Source organism: Actinoplanes regularis, from assembly GCF_900188005.1.
Lineage (GTDB): Bacteria > Actinomycetota > Actinomycetes > Mycobacteriales > Micromonosporaceae > Actinoplanes > Actinoplanes regularis.
This window is the reverse complement of sequence record NZ_FZNR01000015.1, coordinates 123,364-146,825: the sequence shown is the minus strand read 5'-3', so window position 1 is coordinate 146,825 and position 23,462 is coordinate 123,364. Positions and strand designations below refer to the sequence as shown.

The 23,462-nt window shown below is 70.4% G+C and carries 18 protein-coding genes; 17 read left to right on the top strand and 1 reads right to left on the bottom strand.

Translation table 11 applies throughout. The features are described 5' to 3' along the window. Positions 1-48 precede the first annotated feature (48 nt). From CHC09_RS31390 to CHC09_RS31380, 3 genes are all read left to right on the top strand, one after another. The gene (locus tag CHC09_RS31390) at positions 49-393 is read left to right on the top strand and encodes a hypothetical protein (protein WP_089296863.1); all 345 of its coding nucleotides are present in this window, start codon (positions 49-51) and stop codon (positions 391-393) included. A 255-nt stretch (positions 394-648) separates the two neighbouring features. After that, positions 649-2,451, top strand: coding sequence for an aspartate--tRNA ligase (gene aspS, locus CHC09_RS31385; protein ID WP_089296862.1), 1,803 nt, complete (start codon positions 649-651; stop codon positions 2,449-2,451). A 410-nt stretch (positions 2,452-2,861) separates the two neighbouring features. Further along, positions 2,862-3,350: a GyrI-like domain-containing protein gene (locus CHC09_RS31380; RefSeq protein ID WP_239138593.1), complete on the top strand. Its 489-nt coding sequence runs from the start codon at positions 2,862-2,864 to the stop codon at positions 3,348-3,350. Between the two features lie 330 nt (positions 3,351-3,680). On the opposite strand, the gene CHC09_RS31375 is transcribed toward CHC09_RS31380, so the two are convergent. After that, the gene (locus tag CHC09_RS31375; RefSeq protein WP_089296943.1) at positions 3,681-4,727 is read right to left on the bottom strand and encodes a questin oxidase family protein; all 1,047 of its coding nucleotides are present in this window, start codon (positions 4,725-4,727) and stop codon (positions 3,681-3,683) included. A gap of 125 nt (positions 4,728-4,852) precedes the next feature. On the opposite strand from CHC09_RS31375, the gene CHC09_RS31370 reads away from it, so the two are divergent. The 14 genes from CHC09_RS31370 (at position 4,853) to CHC09_RS31300 (ending at position 23,425) form a co-directional block, all read left to right on the top strand. Further along, positions 4,853-5,455, top strand: coding sequence for a winged helix-turn-helix domain-containing protein (locus CHC09_RS31370; protein WP_089296860.1), 603 nt, complete (start codon positions 4,853-4,855; stop codon positions 5,453-5,455). Beyond that, the gene (locus tag CHC09_RS31365) at positions 5,452-6,732 is read left to right on the top strand and encodes an MFS transporter (protein WP_089296859.1); all 1,281 of its coding nucleotides are present in this window, start codon (positions 5,452-5,454) and stop codon (positions 6,730-6,732) included. Before CHC09_RS31370 ends, CHC09_RS31365 begins: the two co-directional genes overlap by 4 nt. Further along, positions 6,732-6,947 carry a hypothetical protein gene (locus tag CHC09_RS31360; RefSeq protein WP_089296858.1) on the top strand — a complete coding sequence of 72 codons (216 nt, stop codon included), beginning with the start codon at positions 6,732-6,734 and terminating at the stop codon, positions 6,945-6,947. The genes CHC09_RS31365 and CHC09_RS31360 overlap by 1 nt, the downstream gene beginning before the upstream one ends. A gap of 127 nt (positions 6,948-7,074) precedes the next feature. Continuing rightward, positions 7,075-8,823 (top strand): replication-associated recombination protein A, encoded by a 1,749-nt coding sequence (locus tag CHC09_RS31355; protein WP_089296857.1) that lies wholly within the window; start codon positions 7,075-7,077, stop codon positions 8,821-8,823. Positions 8,824-13,160: 4,337 nt separating this feature from the next. Continuing rightward, positions 13,161-13,958, top strand: coding sequence for a hypothetical protein (locus tag CHC09_RS31345; protein WP_089296855.1), 798 nt, complete (start codon positions 13,161-13,163; stop codon positions 13,956-13,958). Positions 13,959-14,038: 80 nt separating this feature from the next. Beyond that, a complete protein-coding gene (locus tag CHC09_RS31340; RefSeq protein WP_089296854.1) occupies positions 14,039-14,488 on the top strand; it encodes a DUF948 domain-containing protein in 450 nt (149 codons plus the stop codon). A gap of 26 nt (positions 14,489-14,514) precedes the next feature. After that, positions 14,515-14,805 carry a hypothetical protein gene (locus CHC09_RS31335; RefSeq protein ID WP_089296853.1) on the top strand — a complete coding sequence of 97 codons (291 nt, stop codon included), beginning with the start codon at positions 14,515-14,517 and terminating at the stop codon, positions 14,803-14,805. Beyond that, a complete protein-coding gene (gene alaS / locus CHC09_RS31330; RefSeq protein WP_089296852.1) occupies positions 14,802-17,483 on the top strand; it encodes an alanine--tRNA ligase in 2,682 nt (893 codons plus the stop codon). Before CHC09_RS31335 ends, alaS begins: the two co-directional genes overlap by 4 nt. A gap of 242 nt (positions 17,484-17,725) precedes the next feature. Then, complete coding sequence (gene ruvX, locus CHC09_RS31325; RefSeq protein WP_244911619.1) at positions 17,726-18,187, top strand: Holliday junction resolvase RuvX; 462 nt, start codon at positions 17,726-17,728, stop codon at positions 18,185-18,187. Next, positions 18,188-19,372, top strand: a complete 1,185-nt coding sequence (gene mltG / locus CHC09_RS31320; protein ID WP_089296850.1) for an endolytic transglycosylase MltG — start codon at positions 18,188-18,190, stop codon at positions 19,370-19,372. Between the two features lie 142 nt (positions 19,373-19,514). Further along, on the top strand, positions 19,515-20,702 hold the full coding sequence (mltG, locus tag CHC09_RS31315; RefSeq protein ID WP_089296849.1) for an endolytic transglycosylase MltG: 1,188 nt from the start codon (positions 19,515-19,517) through the stop codon (positions 20,700-20,702). A gap of 58 nt (positions 20,703-20,760) precedes the next feature. Then, the gene (locus tag CHC09_RS31310; RefSeq protein ID WP_089296848.1) at positions 20,761-21,627 is read left to right on the top strand and encodes a shikimate dehydrogenase; all 867 of its coding nucleotides are present in this window, start codon (positions 20,761-20,763) and stop codon (positions 21,625-21,627) included. A 110-nt stretch (positions 21,628-21,737) separates the two neighbouring features. Next, positions 21,738-22,916 (top strand): chorismate synthase, encoded by a 1,179-nt coding sequence (gene aroC, locus CHC09_RS31305; protein WP_089296847.1) that lies wholly within the window; start codon positions 21,738-21,740, stop codon positions 22,914-22,916. Continuing rightward, positions 22,916-23,425, top strand: a complete 510-nt coding sequence (locus CHC09_RS31300; protein ID WP_089296846.1) for a shikimate kinase — start codon at positions 22,916-22,918, stop codon at positions 23,423-23,425. The genes aroC and CHC09_RS31300 overlap by 1 nt, the downstream gene beginning before the upstream one ends. The last annotated feature ends 37 nt before the right edge of the window (positions 23,426-23,462 follow it).

Here is a 23,462-nt window from a genome sequence, read left to right as displayed (position 1 = left end):
GGAGAAAATGCGTGACGGACAGAAGTCGATCTTGGGAGACTGCGCGGCATGACAGCGACACTCACGCTCTGGCGGCCGACCGGACCGCAAGAGCTCGACCTGGTACGGGCTTCGGGGTGGCGGCGGTGGCCGCCGAGGCTGCCGGACCAGCCGATCTTCTACCCGGTGCTCAACGAGGACTATGCGGTGAAGATCGCTCGGGATTGGAATGTGCCGGCCTCGGGGGTCGGATTCGTGACCCGGTTCGAGGTGGATGCGGCGTTCGCGGCTCGGTATCCGGTGCGCCAGGCCGGTGGGGACACGATTCTCGAGCTCTGGGTGCCGGCCGAGGAGTTGGAGGAGTTCAACGACCACATCATCGGCACGATCGAGGTCGTCCGCGAGTTTCGCTGACCGCCGTCCCGGCGTGAGAAGAGCCCGCCGGGACGGGACCTACCGGGTCCGGGAAGCGGACGAGGCTAGGAAGCGGACAAATTCAAGAGCTGGCAAAGGCGCGGAAGCGGGGAAGGGCGAGCCAGGAGCGGCGGAAGATCAGTGCGAGTGGGTGAAGCAGAAGAAATTATCGTAAAACGGCCCGTCACACGCGGCTCGGGGCGGTCCTGACAGAATGTCAGGTGCGCCCAGCGAACTCGGTTAGGAGACATTTCCGTGATCAGGACCCATGACGCCGGAAGCCTGCGTGCGACTGACGCCGGCACTACGGTGACGCTCGCCGGTTGGGTGGCCCGCCGGCGCGACCACGGCGGTGTCATCTTCGTCGACCTGCGGGATGGCTCCGGCGTGGTGCAGGTGGTCTTCCGCGAGGAGGACGCGCACGCGCTGCGCAACGAGTTCTGCGTGAAGGTGGTCGGCGAGGTCAACGCCCGCCCGGCCGGCAACGAGAACCCGGATCTCGCCACCGGCGCGATCGAGGTGGTGGCCAGCGAGCTGACCGTGCTCTCCGAGGCCGCGCCGCTGCCGCTGCCGATCGACGACACGATCACCGCGTCCGACGACATCCGGCTCAAGTACCGCTACCTGGACCTGCGCCGCTCCGGCCCGGCGAAGGCGCTGCGCCTGCGCAGCCGCGCCAACCAGATCGCGCGTGAGGTGCTGCACGCCCGCGACTTCAACGAGATCGAGACGCCGACGCTGACCCGGTCGACGCCGGAGGGTGCGCGCGACTTCCTGGTCCCGGTCCGCCTGCAGCCCGGCACGTGGTACGCCCTGCCGCAGTCCCCGCAGCTGTTCAAGCAGCTGCTGATGGTGGCCGGCATGGAGCGCTACTACCAGATCGCCCGTTGCTACCGCGACGAGGACTTCCGTGCCGACCGGCAGCCGGAGTTCACCCAGCTCGACATCGAGATGTCGTTCGTGACCCAGGACGACATCATCGCGCTCGGCGAGGAGATCGTCAGCAAGCTCTGGAGCGAGCTGGCCGACCACGAGATCCCGCTGCCGATCCCGCGGATCACCTGGACCGACGCGATGAACCGGTACGGTTCCGACAAGCCCGACCTGCGCTACGGCGTCGAGTTGGTCGAGCTGACCGACTACCTGCGCGGCACCGAGTTCCGGGTGTTCGCCGGCGCGATCGACGCGGGTGGCTACGTGGGCGCGGTCGTCATGCCGGGCGGCGCCTCGCAGACCCGCAAGGAGCTGGACGGCTGGCAGGACTGGGCGAAGGCTCGTGGCGCCCGTGGTCTCGCCTACGTCGTGCTCGACGCGGAGACCGGCGCCCCGCGTGGCCCGGTCGCCAAGAACCTGTCGGACGCGCACCTGTCCGGCCTGGCCGACGCGGTCGGTGCCAAGCCGGGCGACGCGGTCTTCTTCGCCGCTTCGACCGAGCGGCGCGAGGCGCAGGAACTGCTCGGCGCGGCCCGTATCGAGATCGCCAAGCGTGCCAAGCTGATCGACGAGAGCGCCTGGGCGTTCTGCTGGGTTGTCGACGCCCCGATGTTCGAGAAGACCGACGAGGGCGGCTGGACCGCGGTCCACCACCCCTTCACCTCGCCGAACGACGAGTGGCTCGACCGCTTCGAGGAGGCGCCCGACAAGGCCCTCGCGTACGCGTACGACATCGTCTGCAACGGCAACGAGATCGGCGGCGGCAGCGTCCGTATCCACCGCGGCGACGTGCAGAGCCGGGTCTTCGACCTGCTCGGCATCACGCCGGAGGAGGCGCAGGACAAGTTCGGCTTCCTGCTGGAGGCGTTCAAGTACGGCCCGCCGCCGCACGCCGGTATCGCCCTGGGCTGGGACCGGACCTGCATGCTGCTCGGCGGTTTCGACTCGATCCGTGAGGTCATCTCGTTCCCGAAGAGCCGCGGCGGTTTCGACCCGCTGACCGGCGCGCCCACGCCGATCACGGCGCAGCAGCGCCTCGAAGCGGGCGTCGACGCCAAGCCGAAGGCGAACGCCGGCATGCCCGGCACCGACGGGCAGGCCGTTCCGGTCCTGCACTCGAACTGACGGGTAGCCTGGTCCGGTCCTGCACCCGAGCCGAGTGGCAGACCGCTCCGGCCGAGTGCTCGAACTGACGAAGACGCCGCGGTCCCGCAAGGGACCGCGGCGTCACTGCGTGCGGGGCTACTGCGTCACTGCGTGCGGGGCTACTGCGTCACTGCGTGCGGGGCTACTGCGTCACTGCGTGCGGGGCTACTGCGTCACTGCGTGCGGGGCTACTGCGTCACTGCGTGCGGGGCTACTGCGTCACTGCGTGCGGGGCTACTGCGTCACTGCGTGCGGGGCTACTGCGTCACTGCGTGCGGGGCTGATGGTCATCGGGTCCGCTAAGGGGCGGCCGACGCTGGCTCGGCCGACATTGCGTCACTGCGCAAGGGGAGATGCGGGGACGCGTCGATCCTGTGAGACTGTTCGGCGTGGAGCCGACCATCGTCCGGTGCGCCGAGCAGTTGTATGTCGGTCGCCGGGAATCGATCACCATGACCGAGTTCGCCCGCGTCGCCGATCATCTGCCCACCATGTTCTCCGGCCTCGCGCAGCGTGGCATCCAGGTCACCGGCGCGCCGTTCTTCCGCTATCGCATGATCGACATGGCGGCGGAGATGGTGGTCGAGGCCGGCATCCCGGTCGCCGGACGGGTTCTGGTGGAACCGCCTGACTTCATGGACAAGCTGCCAGCGGGCCGTTACGCGACGGTCTCTCACGTGGGTCATCCGGACCAGCTGATGGGAATCACCGCCCGCCTGCTGGACTGGGGCCAGCGGAACGGCCTCGTCTGGGACATGACGCCGACGCCGACCGGCGAACGGTGGAACGCCCGCCTCGAGATCCTGATGACCAATCCCGCCGAGCAGCCGGACATGCACAAATGGGAGACCGTGCTGCTCTTCAAGCTCGCCGACTGACAGTCGGGGCCTGGGTTCAACCTGCCTGGAACCTTGGCCACCTGTGCCATGTTTCAGCCACAACTTGCCAAGATCTAAACCAAGGCGGTCGTACGGCTGGAAGGCCCGTTGGTCCTGAACGCCGGGCGGCGCAGCGCGGAACAGGCCCGATCCAAGGCGCGCAGCGCATTAGCGGATGCCCATTAAAAAGGTGGGGCTGCTCCGAAAGCGGGGCCCGCGGGCAGTCAGGTGGCGGGGTCACACAAAGCTGGTCGGGTGACGAGTCTGCGAGGGGCTGTTCAGGTGACGAGGCCGCGCGGGCTGTTCAGGTGATGGAGCCGTGGGGGCGGTTCAGGTGGCGGGGCCGATCAGGTCGGTGTTGTGCCTGGCGGCGAGCAGGAGGACGGGATCGCCGGTGACCCGCCACGCCTCGACGGCGGCGTCGGCGAACTTGATGGCGTGAGGGTCGCCCGAGACGACCGCCCGGTCGAAGGTCTCGTCGGGATCCGGCGTCGAGCCCATTTCGAGCAGGACCGACCGAGCAGCCGGGTCCGGATACGGGGCTGAATAGGCCGCCGAGACAGCGGCGGCCGCGGCCCACCCGGCGGCCAGCGAAGGGGCGGCCAGCCCGGGCGGCAGCGCGGGCAGGGTGCGTAGAACAGCCGCCGGCGCGGTTGCCGCGTGCACCAGCATGACCGGGTTGCCGTACCCGTAAGTGAGATGCCGGCGCACCGCGGCCGCGACGATGCCGCGAAGCCGGTCCCGTTCCGGGCCGGCGCCGGGAACCGCGCCGGCCGCCTGCGGCCAAGCCGGAAGGTCGGCGAGCTGCGCGAGCCGGTGCCGGATGCCGAGGCGCTGATCCGGCACGCGCGGGACGGCGTCCAGCGCCGTCCGTGGGTCGGAACTCGGGTACGGCCCCTGCCCGGCCGGAACGAGAGGCTGCCACCGCGCCGCCCAGTAGGCCAGCCCCTGCCCCAGCTCCGCGACCCGCGCCGGAGTCTCCTCCGCCAGCAGCGCCCGCACGGCGTGTCCGACCCGGATCACCCCGTGCGTGGCCCCGGCCGCGATCCCCGGCAGGAGCCGGGGCCACCAGGCCGCGAGCACCTCCCGCCACGGCGCGGATTGCGCCTCCCGCTCGAAGAATGCGAGCCAGTCACCGGCACGGGAGGCGTTCCCGAGCGGTTCCCGCCACTCCTCGGCGGAGATCGGCGAGATCCCGCGAGGCGTCTCCTCGAGCCGGTCCAGGTAGCCATCGATCCATCGGTGTACGGCCGCAGAATGTCCGTTCTGAATCAGTGCTTCGGTGGCCATCGGCGCGTGATTGGAGAGCCAGCCGTCGAACTCCGGCCCGGTCCTGTGCAGCCGTTCCAGCGCTTCGTCGAGCACGTCATTTCCCATGTTCACAAGCTTGCAACTTAAACTCGCCTTTAATGCAAGTGGCAGGAACCGGCAGGTCAAAGCATATGCATGCCAGTTATGCACAAAAACTTTGCATAGATTCCATGCATAGATACTGTGGATCCATGGCCGACGAACTCAGTCACGTACACCTGACCGGCGCGCAGATCCGCGCTCTCGCGCAGCCCCTGCGCCTGCGACTGCTCGGCCAGCTGCGGCTCGCCGGGCCGGCCACCGCCACGAAGCTCGCCGCGGAGCTGGGCACCAACACCGGTGCGACCAGTTATCACCTGCGCCAGCTCGCCGAGGTCGGCCTGGTGATCGAGGAGGAGCGTCCCGGATCGGGCCGGCAGCGCTGGTGGCGGGCCGCCCACGACATGTCCGGCTTCCGGCGCAGTTTCTACGAGGGTGATCCGGAGGCCACCGCGGCCGTCGACTGGATGGAGGCGCAGCAGGTCAGCCGCTTCGCCGAGCTGGCGCAGAACTGGCGGCAGGCGCTGCCGGAGGAGAGCGAGGTCTGGCAGGACACCGCCGAGATCTCCGACTACATGGTCCAGTTGGGCTCGGCGCAGACGACCGCCATGATGCGTGAGATCGAGGAGGTCATCGAGCGGTACCGGCGCGACGGCCTGGACGATCCCGCCCCCGACGCCCGCTTCGTCGCGGTGTATGTGTCCGCGCTCCCGCTCGTCGACGGCCTCATCGAGGCGGGGGAGAACGAGTCGTGAGCCTCTCCATGCGCCAGACGCGGTTCCGCTATCTGCTGCTGATCGTGCTCCGCTGGCTCCCGGTCGGCTTCACCATCCCGGTGCTCACCCTGCTTCCGCTTGACCGGGGGCTGACCATCGCGCAGGCCGGCGCGATCGTCGCCGTCCAGGGCGTGACCGTCCTCGTCCTGGAGTTGCCCACCGGTGGTCTCGCCGACGCGCTCGGCCGTCGCCCGGTGCTGCTGCTGGGCGGCGTGATCAATGTGGTCTCGCTGGCCGTGTTGTGCGTCGCCGACTCGATCGCCCTCTTCGCGGCCGCCTGGCTGCTGCAGGGCGTCTATCGGGCTCTGGACAGTGGGCCACTCGACTCCTGGTATGTCGATCGGTCCCTGGCCGCGGATCCCGACGCCGACATCGAGACCGGACTGAGCCGCGGCTCGGTCGTGCTCAGCCTCGGCATCGCCGCCGGTGCACTGATCAGCGGTGGCCTGATCTGGCTCGGCCCGATCGGATCGGTGCGTGCGTTGACCGTACCGGTGCTGGTCGCTCTCGGGTTGAGCGTGCTGAGCACGCTGTCGGTGGCGCTGCTGATGCGGGAGGATCGCCCGGCTCGCGGAATGGCGGCCTGGGCCGCCTCGGTCCGTGGCGTGCCGGTCGCGATCGGCTCCGCTCTCGGCCTGGTTCGCAGGTCCCGGGTGGTGTTCGCGTTGATCATGGTGGAGCTGCTGTGGAGCTTCGGCATGGTCACCTTCGAGAAGCTGATGCCGATCCGGCTCAGCGAGGCCGTGTCCGGCAAGGAGGCGGCGGCTTCCCTGATGGGCCCGGTCAGTTCGGTCGGGTGGGCGGCGTCGGCGGCGGGGGCGGCGCTGATCCCGCTGCTGATCAGGCGGATCGGTGCATCGTGGACCGGCTTCGCGCTGCGAATCCTGCAGGGGCTGACGATCGTCGGGATGGGCCTGCTGGCCGGCCCGGCCGGAGTGATCACCGGATTCCTGCTCACGTACGCCGTGCACGGCGCGGCCAACCCGGTGCACGCGGGACTACTGCACCGGCAGGCCGAGGGGGAGTACCGGACGAGTCTGCTCTCACTCAACTCCATGGTCGGGCAGCCCGGCTTCGCGATCGGCGCGATCGTGTTGACCGGGATCGCACAGAGCGTGAGTGTCAGCGTGGCCATGCTCGTCGGGGCTGTGGTGCTGGCCGCGGCCGCGCCGCTCTATCTGGTGAAACCCAAGTTTCGGGAACCCATCGACGGGGGTACCAGCCCAGCATCGGCTCTCACCCCCGGAGGAATCTGATGCTCGCTATCGCCGCCGCCGTCGTCTTCGGTGTCTACCTGCTCGCTGACCTGCTGGACACGAACTTCGGCGCCCCCGACCTGTTCAACTTCAGCACCATGGCCTCGCTCGGCCTGCTGTTGCTCGCCCTTTACCTCGCGGGTGTCGGCAGGGGCTCGGCCACCGGCACCGGCACCGGCCGCCGGTTCTACGGCCGTCGCCCCGGACGCGGCTGAGTTTCCACGCTCCCGCAGGCCCGCTTATGCACGGTGAGTAGTCGTGCGTTCGCGGGCCGGGAGCTTGTCCACAGGTGCCGCGATCGCATTTCGGATCGGCCTCGAGGGGCCGGTACTGTCGGTTGCGATGGAAACGGACGGGCTTTTCTCTCTCGCGCAGCCGGACCTGTCGACCGTGGTTCCGGCCGCGGGCTTCGGCGCTCCGGCGGCCGACGCACCGCTTCCCGTCCGGATGCGCCCGACCGGTCTGGACGAGCTCGTCGGGCAGCAGCACCTGCTCGCGCCCGGCGCCCCGCTGCGGCAACTGGTGACCGGCTCCAGCCCGATGTCGGTGATCCTCTGGGGCCCGCCGGGCACCGGCAAGACCACCATCGCCCACCTGGTCGCGCACGCCACCGACCGCAAGTTCGTGGCCATGTCCGCGCTGACCGCCGGGGTGAAGGACGTGCGAGCCGTGATCGACACCGCGCGTCGCCAGCGGCGCTCCGGCGGTCCGCCGACCGTGCTTTTCATCGACGAGGTGCACCGCTTCAGCAAGACCCAGCAGGACTCGCTGCTCGCCGCGGTCGAGGACCGGACGGTCACGCTTCTCGCGGCGACGACCGAGAACCCGTACTTTTCAGTGATCTCGCCCCTGCTCTCCCGCTGCGTGCTGCTGACCCTGCAGGCGCTCGAGGAGGACGACGTGCGCGGGTTGATCCGCCGCGCGGTCTCCGATCAGCGTGGGCTGGGCGGCGCGGTCATGCTGACCCCCGAGGCCGAGGATCATCTGGTACGTCTTGCCGCCGGTGACGTCCGTAAAGCGCTCACCGCCCTGGAAGCCGCCGCCGGTTCCGCGATCGCTCAGGGCGCCACCCGGATCGACCTGGCCACCGCCGAGCGGGCCGTCGACGTGGCGGCGGTCCGCTACGACCGGGACGGCGACGCGCACTACGACGTGACCAGCGCGTTCATCAAGAGCATGCGGGGCAGCGACCCGGACGCCGCGCTGCACTATCTGGCCCGGATGCTGGTCGCCGGGGAGGATCCACGGTTCATCGCCCGGCGCATCGTGATCTTCGCGAGTGAGGACGTCGGGATGGCCGACCCGCAGGCGCTGGTCGTGGCGACCGCGGCGGCCCAGGCGGTGCAGCTCATCGGCCTGCCCGAGGCGCAGCTCAATTTGGCACAGGCGGTCGTGCACATGGCCACCGCCCCCAAGTCGAACAGTGTCACCACGGCGCTCGGCGCGGCGATGGCCGATGTCCGGGCCGGCCGCGGCGGCCCGGTCCCGATACACCTGCGTGACGCGCACTACTCCGGCGCGCGTGGTCTTGGTCACGGTCGCGGCTATCGGTACCCGCATGACGACCCTCGGGGCGTTGTCCGTCAGCAGTACGTCCCCGACGATCTAGTCGGCACCGACTACTATCGGCCGACCGAGCACGGGGCCGAGCGTGCCGTCGGCGAGAGGGTGCCGCGTCTCCGCCGGATCGTGCGAGGGCTGACGTCCCGTACCGCTTCGGCCGGCGGTGCGGACCGCGCGGCGGGTGGTGCTCCGGTCCCGGATGCGTCACAGTCGTCGGCGGCTCCGGCGTCGGTGGGTGCTCCGGCGGCTTCCGCCTCGGTGGAGGACGTGGGTGCTTCGGCGGCCTCCGTCTCGGCGGAGCGTGGTGCCGGTGCGGCGGCGGTCCCCGTTTCCGCGGGTGACGGTGACGGCGCGCCGGCTGTTCCCGTTCCGGCGGGTGGCGGCGTTGACGGGGCCGGGCCTGGCGGGGCGACGAACCCAGCGGGAACGGAGACGGGATCAGGTGCGGCGGCTGCCGGACCGGGTGCCGACAGTGACGAGAAGCGGTCAGACCAGAGCGGCGACGCCGCCGGGAAGGAACAGCCGTGACACCGCGCGGTGCCGAACGGCCCGACGACGACGCTGGACACGACGGCGGCAAGAAGGGCCGCCGCTTCGGGCGTGGCCGCGCCGAGCAGCCGGTGGAGCCGGCTGAGATTCCGCGCGAGGAGACCGGCTGGCTCGATGACCTGCGTACGGCCAAGGAACAGGCCGGCGCGATCGGTCCCGGTACGCGCCCCGGCGAGGCTCGGGTGAGCAAGTCGGGCCGGATGGCGCCGGGCCCGGACGAGACTCCCGATGACGCCGGGCCGGTCTTCGGTGGCGGCTTCGATCTCGAGCAGCCCTCCGGTGCCGGGCCGGCCGCCCGGCCCGCGGACGGTCCGCAGCCCGGCTGGCAGGCCGCCTCCGGTCAGTACGCCACCGGACGGCCGGGCGATGCAGCGGCTCAGCGGCCGCCGGCGCCCGGACAGCGTCCCGGTCAGGTGCCGGGCGGCGCTCCCGCCGCGGGAGCGGCCGCCGCGGTTCCCGGCGTGGCCGGGCCAGGGCAGGCTCCACCGGTCCGGCGGACCGGGCCGAATGCCGGCCAGGGACCGTCCGCCGTGCCGGTCAACCCGGGGGCCGGACAGGCTCCGCCGGGTTCGGGCCCCGGCAGGGCCGCGCAGGTTCCGCCTGGTCAAGGTCCCGGTGTGCCCGGGCGGGTTCCGCCCGCGCCGGTTCCTGGTCAGATGCCGCCCGCCGGCCGACCGGGTCCGGCGCCGCAGGGGCAGATGCCGCCCGGGGCGGTTCCGCCCGCTCAGCGAGGCGGCCCGATGCCCGGCCGCCAGCAGATGCCGCCCGGTCAGATGCCGCCCGGTCAGATGGCGCCGGGTCAGGTGCCGCCGGGTCAGGTGCCGCCGGGCCAGGGGGCTGCCGCACCGGTGCCGCCGTCCGCGCGGCGGGATGGTCCTGGCGCGCCTGTCGTTCCGCGTTCCGGCAATGCTCCGGAGATCCCCGGGCCGCGCTCCATGGCGCCGGATCCGAACGGCGCGGCTCCCAGTGCCCGCCCGGTTTCTCCCGGTGTACGGCCGGTTTCCCCCGGAGTGCGACCGACGTCGCCGGCCGCTCCGGCCCGTGACCGGTTCCGCACCGACGCCCAGCCGTCCGGGCCGATCCCGCCCGCCGTGTACCAGACCGGGCCGATCCCGCCCGCAGGCGGCGGATTCCCGGCCGACACGGTGCCGCCCAGCGTCTACCAGAACGATCCGGTGCCGCCCAGCGTTTACCAGACAGGCCCGATCCCGGGCGGCGAGGAGGACGGCCGCCGCTCCCGGCAGCGCCAGGGCGGTGACGGCTTCCCGGCCGAGTCTGGCGAGCCGACCAGCCGTGGACGCAACCGCCGTGCTCGCGGTGAGACGACCGGTGGTCCCGAGGGTGTCTACGGCGGCCGGCCGGAGGGCTCGCACGCCGCGCCGGACGGTACCTATGGCGGTCGCCCGGCGGAGGGCGCGCACACTTCCCACACCGCGCCCGACGGTGTCTACCCGGGTCGCGGGCCACGGCCCGTTTCCGGTGCGCCGACCTCGCATGCTGCCCCGGACGACTCGGCGCATTCCGGGCCGGGTTCCCGCGCGGCCAACGGCGGACCGGCACGTTCCGCCCCGGGACCGCAGATGGCGGGCCCGGCCGGGATGCGTGGCGGTGCCGCGCGGCCGACCTCGGGCGCACACGCTATGCCGGAGGACCGCTTCGGCCTCTCCGCGGCCGGCCCGCAGGGTGGCAGAGGCGCCCAGGACCCGCGTGAGCAGGGCAGCGGTCGGCACGAGGCGGCCGATGTCCGTGGACCCGGAGCGCCTGGACCCGGCATGCCGGGGGCCGCTCCAGGAACTCCAGGAGCCGGACCCGGGGTCTCCGGTGCCGCGGTGCCCGGACCTCGGCGGGTCGGGCCCGGTGACGGGCGGCCGATCCGGGCTGCCGCGGCCGTGGTGCCGCCCGTGGTGCCGGGCCGCCAGGGGAAGCGTTCCCCGGCGGTGCCCGGGCGGGCCGGTGCGATGGCGGAGAGCACCTCCGGAGTCATTCAGCGTCCTGCCCCGCGCAGCGGCAATGGTCAGTTGCATCCCGATGAGGACGGATTCACCACCGACCGGCGTGCCCTGGAGGGCGGCCAGACCGGTGCGGTGATTCCCAGCCAGGGCGGCGGAGTCTCGGTGCCCGGACAACCGGGTCCGGGCCGACGTGGGCCCGGTGATGCCGGAGGTGGGCCGGCGGCGGCCGATTCGCCCTTCGCGGACCTGGTCGGTGCGCAGGTCGATCCGGGCGCGAACGAGCAGGCGGCGCGCGCGGCCGGTAGCCCCGGCCGCCGGGGTGAGAGCGGCGCGCCCCGTGGCCCTCGCCGCGCGCCGGGTCCGGAGCAGAGCCAGGGTTTCCCGGCGGGTGCGGGTGGTCCTGAGCAGAGCCAGGGTTTCCCGGCCGGCATGGGCGGGCCGGACCAGAGCCAGGGCTTCCGGGCTGGCATGGGTGGTCCCGAGCAGAGCCAGGGCTTCCGGGCTGGCATGGGTGGTCCTGAGCAGAGCCAGGGTTTCCGGGCCGGTGCGGGTGGCCGTGGGCAGGGTCCGGCCACTGGTGGCCCGGGGCAGGGTCCGGGCGTGGGTGGTCCGCAGCAGAGCCAGGGTTTCCCGGCTGGCATGGGTGGTCCTGAGCAGAGCCAGGGTTTCCGGGCCGGTGCGGGTGGCCGTGGGCAGGGTCCGGCCACTGGTGGCCCGGGGCAGGGTCCGGGCGTGGGTGGTCCGCAGCAGAGCCAGGGTTTCCCGGCCGGCATGGGAGGACCGGACCAGAGCCAGGGATTCGCGGCCGGAACGGGCGCGCCGGAGCCGACCTCGCGGGGGCGCCGTCGACGGGCTGTTCCCGAGCAGAACCAGGGTGAGGGGCGCGGACCGGACCAGAGCCAGGGCTTCCCGCCCGGCGCCAGCCCCGCTACGGGCCGGCGTGCGGCGAACCCCGGCCAGGGCCCGGGTGGTCCGGGGACAGGTCGGCGTGGCCCGGGCCCGGAGCAGAGCCAAGGTTTCGTGGCCGGCGAGCCAGGCCCGGCGGGTCGCCGGGCGATGGGACCGGAACAGAGCCAGGGCTTCCCGGCCGGTGCCCGTGGGGCCGAGCGTGGAATGTCCAGCGGGCCGGTTTCGCCGGCGCCGGGACCTCGCGGTGGCGGGCCCGCGCGCGGTGGCGCGCCGGTGGGCGGCTCGGCGCGGGTCGGTGCGGCGGGCGCCGCGGCGGTTCCCGGGCCGGGTGGCCCGGGCAGCGGTTCCGCCCGAGTGCCGGGCAGCGGTTCGGCCCGAGTGCCCGGAAACGGCCCCGCCGGTCCGGACGGCCCCGCTGGGCCCCGGGGTCCCGGTGGGCCCGGTGGGCCGAATGGGCCAGGCGGACTCAACGGACCCGGCCGTGCCGGTGTGCCCGGCGGTCCCAATGGACCCGGCGGTCCTAGTGGGCTGGGTGGTCCTAATGGACCTGGCGGCCCCGGTGGGCTGGGTGGTCCCAATGGACCCGGCGGGCCCAGTGGGCTGGGTGGTCCTAATGGACCTGGCGGCCCCGGTGGGCTGGGTGGTCCTAATGGACCTGGCGGCCCCGGTGTGCCCGGCGGTCCCAATGGACCCGGCGGTCCCAATGGACCTGGCGGGCCCGGTGGGCTGAGTGGGCCAGGCGGTCCAGACGGGCCTGGCGGCTCCGGTGGCCCCAGGCGTGGTGCGGCTTCTGTCGCGGTGCCCGGCCAGGATGATCTTGATAACGGTGGGCCGGGCGGCCCGCCGCGTGGCGCGGCGTCCGTCGGCATGCCCGGGAGCAACCGGGGCACCGGCGCTGCAGCCGTGCCCGGAAACAACCGGGGTGCAGGGCAGGGAGAGAACGGGGCTCCCGGACCTGGAAGCAACCGGGCCACCGGCCCTGGAAGCAGCCGGGCTGCCGGGCCCGGAAGCGGTCCGGGTGGCCCAGCGCGCGGCACCGGAGCCGCCGCCGTGCCCGGAAGCGCCGGTTCTGCGGCGGTCGCCGGCCGTGGCACCGGATCAGCATCGGTGCCGGGAATCACATCCGCGCCGGGCGTTGGGAACAGGCCGGGTGCTGGGAACGGGCCGGGCGCTGGGAACGGGCTGGCTGGTGGGAACGGACCGGGTGCTGGGAACGGGCTGGCTGGCGGGAACGGGTCGGGTGCTGGGAACGGGCTGGGCGCCGGGAACGGGCTGGCTGGCGGGAACGGGCCGGGCGCTGGGAACGGGCCGGGCGCTGGGAATGGGCCGGGTGCCGGAAACAGGCCGGGGAACGGGCGCGGGAACGCACCTGGCCCCGGAAAGGGCCCGGGCAACGGTCCAGGACCCGAGAACGGCCAGACCGACGGCCCGGGGAACGGAACCGGAACCATCGCGGTGGCCCGCGTCGGCGCGAGCGTTCCGCCGCCCGGGAACGGTGCCGCGCCCGTACCGCGAAATGCGAACGCGGCCGGGAGCGGACCGCTCAGCAGGACCGGCGACGAGTTCGGTGCCGAGCCCGAGGGCAGCCTGTCCGAGCTGCGCCAGAAGCTGCGCACGCAGCGGCGGCTCCGGCTGATCACGCTCACCACGCTGGCGGCGCTGGTCCTGCTGGTGTTGCCGGCGTTCTTCGGGATCCGCGCGGTCAGCAGCGACCCGGTCTTCGCGTCCCTCGACGCGCTGAGCGTGCCGTCCTGGGCCGCCCAGAAGACCAAGGACAACGGCAGCGGCAGCCGCTGGTGTCTCATCGACTGCCGGTTCCGGGAACGGGTGACCGATTCGGAACGGCCGTTCAAGGAGACCACCGAGGCGTACACGAAGGCTCTCAAAGCCGCCGGTTGGACGCAGTGGAAGGTCGTGGACTGCCCGGAGTCGCCGGTCAAGGCCGAGGAGGGCACCTACACCTGCTGGAAGCGGGACGAGTTCACTCTGGACCTGGCCATCGGCCTGCCCAGCTGTGCGCTCGACCAGCTGGCCCTGGACGCGTATCCGGCGGCCGGCACCGAGGCGGCCGAGGCGGGCGAGGGCGCCCCGGAGAAGTGTGAGGGGTCGACGGTCAGCATCAAGGTGCGGAACGAGATCGCCGACGATCGGGGCAAGACCGACAAGAAGCCGGGACCGGTCGGCGTGACGCCGGAGCCGGTCCTGGACGAGAACGATCCGCTCCTGCAACAGCCGACACCAGAGGCGTCGTGACGCGCGTGGTGGTCACGGACGGTAGGGTCTGCACGTTGTCCCCACCGTTACCGTGACCACCCGATGAGGAGACGCGCTACATGAACGCCGGAGATACCGCTGGTCTGATCGCGGCGGGCGCCTTCCTGATGCTCGTCCTCGTGCTCGCTGTGCCGCTGCTGAAGCTGGGTCGTACCGTGGACGCCGCGACTCGGGCGATCAACGAGGTGACCGATCGCACCGGACCGCTGCTCGGCAACGTCAACACCACGGTGGAGAACGTGAACACCGCGCTCGGTCAGGTCCAGGTCTCTTTGGACGGTGTGAACCTCCAACTGGCCAAGGTCGACACGATGACCGAGCACGCGCAGAACGTCACGGCCAATGTCGCCAACCTGGTCACCGTGGTCTCCGCCGCCGCGGCCAACCCGCTGGTCAAGGTTGCCTCGTTCGGGTATGGCCTGCGTAAGGCCGCCGCCGCCCGCCGGCACGCCGAGGATGAGCGTGAGGTCCGCACCGAGATCAAGCGGCGCCGCAAGGCCGGTCGCTGAGCTACCCGGAAGAGGGGAACGCTGCCATGAAACGCCTGCTTTGGCTCGGTGTCGGGCTGGCCGTCGGAGCCATCGTCGTCCGCAAGCTGACGCAGAAGGCCGAGGAGTTCACCCCGACCGGAATAGCCACGTCGCTCTCGCAATCCGCTGGCGGGCTCGTCGAGTCGGTGCGTAGCTTCGTGGAAGACGTCCGCGAAGGCATGGCCGAGCGGGAACAGCAGATCCAGGCGGCATTCGCCGCCGGTGAGCTGTATGAAGACAAATTCGCCGAGCTGCGCGACGACTCGTGGCCCGGTTCGCAGGAGGGGTTTCGATGAAGACGGCGGAAGTAAAGCGGCGCTTTCTGGCGCATTTCGAGGCCAACGGGCACACGGTGGTCCCGAGTGCCCCGCTGCCGGCCATCGATGACCCGAACCTGCTGTTCATCAACGCCGGCATGGTGCAGTTCGTGCCCTTCTTCCTGGGCCAGCAGACCCCGCCGTACGCGCGCGCCGCGAGCGTGCAGAAGTGCATCCGTACGCCGGACATCGACGAGGTCGGCAAGACCAGCCGGCACGGCACGTTCTTCCAGATGAACGGCAACTTCTCGTTCGGCGACTACTTCAAGGCGGGCGCGATCCCGCTGGCGTGGGAGCTGTCCACGAAGCCGGTCGAGCAGGGCGGTTTCGGCCTCGACCCGGAGAAGATCTGGGCGACCGTGTATCTCGACGACGACGAGGCGATCGAGATCTGGAAGCAGACCGGCCTGCCCGCGGAGCGGATCGTGCGCCGCGGCAAGAAGGACAACTTCTGGTCGATGGGCATCCCCGGCCCGGCGGGCCCGTGCTCGGAGCTGTACTACGACCGAGGACCCGCGTACGGCCGGGAGGGCGGCCCGGAGGTCGACGAGGACCGGTACCTGGAGTTCTGGAATCTGGTCTTCATGCAGCACGAGATCACCGACGTGAAGTCGAAGGAAGAGTTCCGGATCGTCGGTGACCTGCCCAAGCAGAACATCGACACCGGCATGGGCCTGGAGCGCATCGCCTCGATCCTGCAGGGCGTCGACAACCTGTACGAGATCGACGAGGTCCGCCCGATCCTGGCCCGCGCGGCGGAGATGACCGGCAAGAAGTACGGCGCGCACTCCGGGCACGCGGCGAGCCAGAGCCACCCGGACGACGTCCGCCTGCGGGTGATCGCCGACCACGTGCGCACCGCGCTGATGCTGATCGGTGACGGCATCGTCCCGTCGAACGAGGGCCGTGGCTACGTGCTGCGCCGGATCATGCGCCGGGCGATCCGGGCGATGCGCCTGCTCGGCTGGCAGGAGCCGGCGCTGCCGATCCTGCTGCCGATCGCGCGCGACTGCATGTCCCCGTCGTACCCGGAGCTGGCCGAGGAGTTCGGGCGGATCTCCACGTACGCGTACGCGGAGGAGGACGCGTTCCTCTCCACGCTGAAGGCGGGCACCACGATCCTGGACACCGCGATCACCGAGACCAAGTCCGGTGGTGGCAAGCAGCTCTCCGGTGACAAGGCGTTCCAGCTGCACGACACGTACGGTTTCCCGATCGACCTGACCCTGGAGATCGCCCAGGAGCAGGGCCTGCAGGTCGACCAGGACGGCTTCCGCCGGCTGATGGCCGACCAGCGGGCGCGGGCGAAGGCGGACGCGGCGGCGCGCAAGACCGGTCACGCGGACCTGTCGGCGTACCGTTCCGCGCTGGACGCCGGCGGCAAGGTCGAGTTCACCGGTTACCAGGAGATCTCCCGGGAGTCCCGGGTCCGGGCGCTGATCACGGACCGGGGCCGGGTCGAGGTGGCCGGTGAGGGTGACTTCGTCGAGCTGGTGCTGGACACCACCCCGTTCTACGCCGAGGGCGGTGGCCAGCAGGCCGACACCGGTGTGATCAAGGTGGGCGGCGGCCAGCTCGAGGTGGTCGACGTCCAGCAGCCGATCCCCGGCCTGATCGTGCACAAGGCGCGGGTGATCCGCGGTGAGGTGCGCGCGGGTGAGGCGGGCCTCGCCGAGATCGACGTGACCCGCCGTAAGGCGATCTCCCGCTCGCACACCGCGACCCACCTGGTCCACCAGACCATGCGGAACTTCCTCGGCGAGTCGGCGACCCAGGCGGGTTCGCTGAACGCGCCGGGCCGGCTGCGGTTCGACTTCCACACCCCGGGCGCGGTCAGCCCGTCGGTGCTCTTCGACGTCGAGCAGCAGATCAACGAGGTGCTGCTGCGCGACCTGGAGGTCAACGCGTTCGTCACCTCGCAGGAGGAGGCGCGCCGGCTCGGTGCGATGGCGCTCTTCGGCGAGAAGTACGGCGACGAGGTCCGGGTGGTCGAGGTCGGTGACTACGCCCGCGAGCTGTGCGGTGGCACCCACGTGGCCCGCTCCGGCCAGCTCGGCCTGGTGAAGATTCTCACCGAGTCGTCGATCGGCTCCGGCGTGCGCCGGGTCGAGGCGCTGGTCGGCATCGACGCGTTCGGCTTCCTGGCCAAGGAGCACCTGCTGGTGTCCCGCCTGGCCGATCTCTTCCGGGTCCCCGGCGATCAGGTCGCCGACCGGGTCGAGCAGACCGTCACGGCGCTGCGCGACGCGGAGAAGGAGCTGGAGAAGCTGCGGGCGCAGATGGTCCTGGGCGGGGCGGGCGCGCTCGCCGGCCAGGCCAAGGACGTGCGCGGCGTGGCGTGGGTGGGTACGGAGGCGCCGGAGGGCGCGGCCGGCAACGACGTGCGCACGCTGGCTCAGGAGATCCGCGGCAAGATCGATCCGGCGCGGCCGGCGGTGGTCGCGGTGACCTCCCGGGCGGGCGGCAAGGCGTCGCTGATCGTGGCGATCAACGCGGCCGCGAAGGGCCGGGGCCTGTCCGCGGCCGACCTGGTCAAGGGCGCGCTCTCCGGACGCGGTGGCGGCAACGCCGACCTGGCGCAGGGCGGCGGCGTGCCGGCGACCGAGGCGGCCAACCTGCTGGCGTCGATCGAGAAGGCGCTGTCCGAGGCCGGCTGAGGCCGCGGCGGGCTGGAATGTGATTGGTAAGGGATCCGTCGCCCAGTGCGACGGATCCTTTCCTTTTCCTTGAGAATTCCTGGCTCAAGCACAGGCGGCAGTTGTAATGGGGGCCGAAGCGGTTAAGCTTTGCCCGCGATCGAGAGCAAGTTATCGGCGTAAGTCGATATAGGCCCTCGTCGCGTTACGGAGCTTGTTCGCAGGACACGGAGATGCGGTTTGCTGGTGTGCGGGGAGAGAGCGTGACGCACGGCTTCACTCGGGGGGTGCGCCTCGGGGTGGACGTCGGACAGGTGCGGGTCGGGGTCGCCAAGTGCGATCCGGACGGGATCCTGGCCAGCCCGGTGGCGACCGTGGCACGGGACCAGCAGGCCGGCGCGGACACGGTCCCCGCCGACATGGCCGAGCTGGCCCGGCTGGTGGAGGAGCACGAGGCCGTCGAGGTCGTCGTGGGTCTCCCGGTCGCACTCAACGGGCGGGAGGGCGTGGCGGCCGGCCACGTCCGGGCGTACGTGCAACGGCTCGGCGAGCTTCTCGCGCCGCGGCCGGTCGTGCTCTCCGACGAGCGGATGTCGACCGTCGTCGCCAGCCGTAGGCTGAGCGAGCGGGGCGTCAGAGGTCGTCGGCAGCGTGCGGTCGTGGACCAGGCGGCCGCCGTGGAGATCCTGCAGGGCTGGCTGGACGCGCAGCGGAGGCAGACTTAATTGAGCGACAACGACCTGGATCTTTCGTTCGCCGGAGCCGAAGACCGAGGCCGCTGGAGACATCGCGAGAGAAAAGGCGGACGAGGGCGTACGTTCCTGGCCCTCATCCTGGTCCTCGTGCTGTTCGGTGGGCTCGGCGGTGTCGCCTATGTCGGTTACGGCAAGGTGAAGGGCTTCTTCACCGCTGAGGACTACAGCGGCCCGGGCACGGGTGAGGCCGTCATCGAGGTGAAGCCCGGCCACACCGCGACCGACATCGCCAACACCCTCTACAAGGCGGGCGTGGTGAAGAGCGCGGCAGCGTTCGTCAACGCTGCCGAGGACAACCCGAAGAGCTCCGGCATTCAGGTTGGATCCTATCTGCTCCGCAAGCAGATGAAGGCCAGTGACGCGCTGGCCATGCTGCTGGATTTGAAGAACAAGAACGTCAACCGGGTGACGATCCCCGAGGGCCTCATCTCGTTGCAGATCTACGACCGGCTGTCGAAGGCGACCGGCATCCCGGTGAACGACTTCAAGAAGGCCGCCAAGGATCCGCAGAAGCTGGGCGTGCCGGCACTGTGGTTCAAGCGAACCGACGGCAAGAAGGTCGACAAGACCAACATCGAGGGCTTCCTGTACCCGGCGACCTACGAGTTCTCCAAGAACGACACGGCCACGGACATCCTCGAGGACATCATCGCGCACTTCAACGATGAGATGGAGAAGCTGGACTTCGTCAACCAGGCGAACACGAAGCTGCACATCTCGCCGTACGAGGCGCTGGTGGCCGGGTCGATCGCTCAGGTCGAGGCGCTGCTGCCGGAGGACATGGGTCCGGTGGCACGGGTCCTCTACAACCGGGCTTACACCGGGAACTTCCCGTGTACCTGCCTTCAGCTGGACAGCACGGTCAACTACTGGCTGCGGATCACCGGCAAGAGCGCGAAGTCGTCGGAGAAGCTGCTCGTCACGGAGTTGCACGACCCGAAGAACCCCTACAACTACGACGTCAAGGGCATGGCGGTCGGACCTATCAGCAGCCCGGGCGAGGTTGCCCTGAAAGGTGCGATCACCGCCCCGAAGAGTGATTACTACTTCTTCGTGACTGTCGATAAAAAGGGCGCAATGGCGTACGGCAAGACCAATGACGATCATGAGGCTAACATCAAGATCGCCTGCAAGAACGGCATTCCGATCTGCTGACGAAGTATTGCGGCATCAAGGCCGGCCGACGACAGTCGGCCGGCCTTTGTCGTAAGGTGGCGCCGATAGTGGATCCGTGACAGCCTTCGCGACATAACGCCGATCGAGGGTTTGTCATGCTGGACCCGCAGCGGAGGCGGAGATGCTCGACGACCTGGATTCGGTACTGGAGGAAGAACAGCAGTCGAAAGCGGAGGCGCCACGCAACAACACCCGTGCCGGACGCTCGACGATCGCGTTCTTCCTCAGCCTGGTCCTGCTCAGCCTGCTGGCCGGCGGCGGGTGGTTCGCGTACAGCAAGGTGACGGGCTTCTTCGTCGCCGACGACTACCCGGGCCCCGGCGGAGCCGAGGCGATCGTGCAGGTGAAGACCGGTCAGTCGGCCACCGAGATCGGCAACCTGCTGTACCAGCAGAAGGTCGTCGCCTCGGTGGACGCCTTCGTCGACGCCGCCGAGGACAACAACCGCAGCAAGAACATCCAAGCCGGCTGGTACAAGCTCAAGGTGGAGATGAAGGCGAGCGACGCGCTCGCCCTGCTGCTCGACCCGAAGAGCCGCTGGGTCGTCAAGGTCACCCTCCCGGAGGGGCTGACCTACCAGCAGAGCTTCCAGAAGCTGTCGGAGGCCACCGGGATCCCCGTGGCGGAGTTTCAGAAGGCCGCGAAGAATCCGGTCGGGCTCGGGGTGGACGAGTCGTGGTTCAAGCGCAGTGACGGCAAGAAGATCGACAAATCCAACATCGAGGGCTTCCTGTTCCCGGCGACATACGACCTGTCCCCGAAGGCCGACGCCACCGAGGTGCTCAAGACGATCATCGGGCACTTCAACTCGGAGATGGAGCGGCTGGAGTTCGTCCCGACCGTCCAGAAGTCGCGCGGGGGGATCACGCCGTACGAGGCGCTGATCGTCGCGTCGATCGCGCAGGGCGAGGCGCTCAAGGACGAGGACATGGCGAAGGTGTCCCGGGTGGTCTACAACCGCGCGTACAGCGATGACTTCCCCTGCAACTGCCTCGGGATGGACAGCACGGTCAACTATTGGCTGCGGCTCAACGGGAAGGACATCAAGGCGTCCGAGCATTTGACCCAGGCGGAGTTGCACAATCCGAAGAACCCGTACAACACGCACGACAAGCCGGGGCTGCCGCCCGGGCCGATCGGCAATCCCGGCGAGGTCGCGCTGAAGGGCGCGATGAACCCGACGAACAACTTCCCGTACTTCTACTTCGTCACCGTCGACAAGGACGGGACCATGGCTTACGGCAAGACCGCCGCCGACCACGACAGAAATCTGCAGATCGCCTGCCAGAACGGCATTCCGTTGTGTTGATGCCGGCTTCGTAGAATACGGCGGCGACTTCGATCTCTCGACCAGGACGGGACCCGCTGTGCAGACTTCCAGCCCGCGACGGGCAGCCGTCCTCGGCAAGCCGATCGCCCACTCGCTCTCGCCCGTGATCCACCGCGCCGGGTTCGCCGCCGCCGGCTTGACCGACTGGACGTATGAGGCGATCGAGTGCGCCGAGTCCGAGCTGCCCGACCTGGTGGCCGGGTTCGGCCCGGAGTGGGCCGGTCTGTCGCTCACCATGCCGCTCAAAGAGGCCGCGCTCAAGCTGGCCACCTCGGCGACCCCGGTCGCGATCGCCGCCGGCGTGGCCAACACGCTGGTCCGGCAGGCGGACGGCGGCTGGCACGCCGACAACACGGACGTCCCCGGGATGGTCCGGGTGCTGCGGGAGGCCGGCGTGGGCGCCGGCACCGGCCGGCACGCCGCCAAGGAGGCGCCGCCGCGGATCACCGTGCTGGGCGGCGGCGGCACCGCACGTGCCGCCCTGGCCGCCGCGGCCGAGCTGCGCGCCGAGGTGGTCACCGTGGTCACCCGCCGTCTCGCCGCCCTCGCCGACCTGGAGCCGGTCGCCGGCGCGCTCGGTCTGAAGCTTACGGGCGTGGCCTGGTCCGACGCGCCCGGCGCCTTCGACACCGACGCGGTGATCTCCACAGTTCCCAAGGGCGCGGCCGACCAACTGGCCGCCGAGGTCACCTGGCGGGCGGGGACGGTGCTCTTCGACGCGATCTACGACCCGTGGCCGACCCCGCTCGCCGCCTCGGCGGTCGCGGCGCAGCTGCCGGTGCTCTCCGGGCTGGATCTGCTGCTGGCCCAGGCGCTGAGCCAGTTCGAGCAGTTCACCGGCGTGGCCGAGGCCCCGGAGGAGGCTATGCGGGCCGCTCTCGACGCGGCGGTCGCCAGCCGCTGATCCAGGGATCAGATTCAAGATCCCGATTTGGTACGCCCATTGCTGTCCGGAACGCGGGACGAGGTATGCCTGGTTCCGGGCTGTTCCGGCGTCGTGCCAGACTGTGAATCGTGTTGCGCTGGCTAACCGCAGGTGAATCGCATGGACCGGCGCTCGTCGCGCTGCTGGAGGGTGTTCCCGCCGGGGTGGAGGTGACGAGCGCGGACATCAGCCGGGATCTGGTGCGTCGCCGCCTGGGTTATGGGCGTGGGGCGCGGATGAAGTTCGAGCAGGACGAGGTCGAGTTCATCGGTGGTGTCCGGCATGGGTTGACGCTGGGTAGTCCGGTTGCGATCCGGGTTGGTAACACGGAGTGGCCGAAGTGGGAGACGGTGATGTCTCCGGATCCGGTTGATCCGCGGGTGCTGGCCGAGCAGTCGCGTAATGCGCCGTTGACGCGTCCGCGGCCGGGTCATGCGGATCTGGCCGGGATGCAGAAGTACGGGCACACCGATGCTCGTCCGATTCTGGAGCGGGCCAGTGCGCGGGAGACCGCGGCGCGGGTTGCTGTCGGTGTGGTCGCGAAGCAGTTGATCCGGCAGGCGTTGGGGATCGAGATCGTCTCGCATGTGATCGAGCTTGGTCCGGTCGCCGCGAAGTCCGGTCTGATTCCGACGCCCGATGACTTCGACCGGATCGACGCGGACCCGCTGCGTTGCCTGGATCCGGAGGCGAGTGCCCGGATGGTTGCCGAGGTCGACGCCGCGAAGAAGGACGCTGACACGCTCGGCGGGATTGTTGAGGTTCTGGCGTACAACGTTCCGCCGGGTCTGGGTTCGCATGTGCAGTGGGATCGCAAGCTCGATGCCCGGCTGGCGACGGCGTTGATGTCGATCCAGTCGGTCAAGGGCGTGGAGATCGGTGACGGGTTCACTCAGGCCCGGTCTCGCGGTTCGGTCGCTCATGATGAGATCGTTCCCACGCCTGAGGGGGTCAAGCGGGTCACTGACCGGGCCGGTGGCCTGGAGGGTGGCATCACCAACGGTGAGCCGTTGCGGGTGCGTGCCGCGTTGAAGCCGATCTCGTCGTTGAACCGGGCGTTGCAGACCATCGACATCACCACGGGTGAGCCGGCCACGGCGATCAACCAGCGTTCGGATGTCTGTGCGGTGCCGGCCGGTGCGGTGGTGGCCGAGGCGATGGTCGCTCTGGTGCTGGCCGAGGCCGCGACGGAGAAGTTCGGTGGTGACTCGGTCGGCGAGATCCGCCGCAACCTCGCGTCGTACCTGGAAAACCTGGTGATCCGCTGATGCGCCCGGTCGCCGTCCTGGTCGGACCGCCCGGCGCCGGCAAGACCACGATCGGTGAAGCCGTCGCCGCGGCCCTGGGCACGGCCTTCGCCGACACGGACTCGATCATCGAGACCCGAGCCGGCAAGCCCATCCCGGAGATCTTCATCGACGATGGCGAGCCCGCCTTCCGCGCGCTGGAGCGCACGGTGGTCGCGGAGTCCCTGGAGACGTTCGACGGGGTCCTCGCTCTCGGTGGCGGTGCCATCCTGGACGAGGGCACCCGGAAGCTCCTCGTGGAGCACACGGTGGTTTTCCTCTCGGTGGAGCTCGCCGACGCCATCAAGCGGGTCGGCCTCGGCGCCGGCCGTCCGCTGCTGGCGATGAATCCGCGGGCCACGATGAAGTTCCTGCTGGAGCAGCGCCGCCCGCTCTACACCGAGGTCGCCGCGCACACGGTCAGCACCGACGACCGTGAGCCCGAGGAGATCGCCGCCGAGATCGCCGCCCTGCTGCGCGGTCCGGCTTAGGTCACCCGGAAGTCCCGGCTGGCGGAACGCGCACAAC

What these genes read in the sequence shown, in the direction of transcription:
- CHC09_RS31390 (WP_089296863.1), top strand. Translation starts at nt 49, where the DNA reads ATGACAGCGACACTCACGCTCTGGCGGCCGACCGGACCGCAAGAGCTC.
- CHC09_RS31375 (WP_089296943.1), bottom strand. Translation starts at nt 4,727, where the DNA reads ATGGGAAATGACGTGCTCGACGAAGCGCTGGAACGGCTGCACAGGACC.
- CHC09_RS31370 (WP_089296860.1), top strand. Translation starts at nt 4,853, where the DNA reads ATGGCCGACGAACTCAGTCACGTACACCTGACCGGCGCGCAGATCCGC.
- CHC09_RS31360 (WP_089296858.1), top strand. Translation starts at nt 6,732, where the DNA reads ATGCTCGCTATCGCCGCCGCCGTCGTCTTCGGTGTCTACCTGCTCGCT.
- CHC09_RS31355 (WP_089296857.1), top strand. Translation starts at nt 7,075, where the DNA reads ATGGAAACGGACGGGCTTTTCTCTCTCGCGCAGCCGGACCTGTCGACC.
- CHC09_RS31340 (WP_089296854.1), top strand. Translation starts at nt 14,039, where the DNA reads ATGAACGCCGGAGATACCGCTGGTCTGATCGCGGCGGGCGCCTTCCTG.
- CHC09_RS31335 (WP_089296853.1), top strand. Translation starts at nt 14,515, where the DNA reads ATGAAACGCCTGCTTTGGCTCGGTGTCGGGCTGGCCGTCGGAGCCATC.
- alaS (WP_089296852.1), top strand. Translation starts at nt 14,802, where the DNA reads ATGAAGACGGCGGAAGTAAAGCGGCGCTTTCTGGCGCATTTCGAGGCC.
- mltG (WP_089296849.1), top strand. Translation starts at nt 19,515, where the DNA reads ATGCTCGACGACCTGGATTCGGTACTGGAGGAAGAACAGCAGTCGAAA.
- CHC09_RS31300 (WP_089296846.1), top strand. Translation starts at nt 22,916, where the DNA reads ATGCGCCCGGTCGCCGTCCTGGTCGGACCGCCCGGCGCCGGCAAGACC.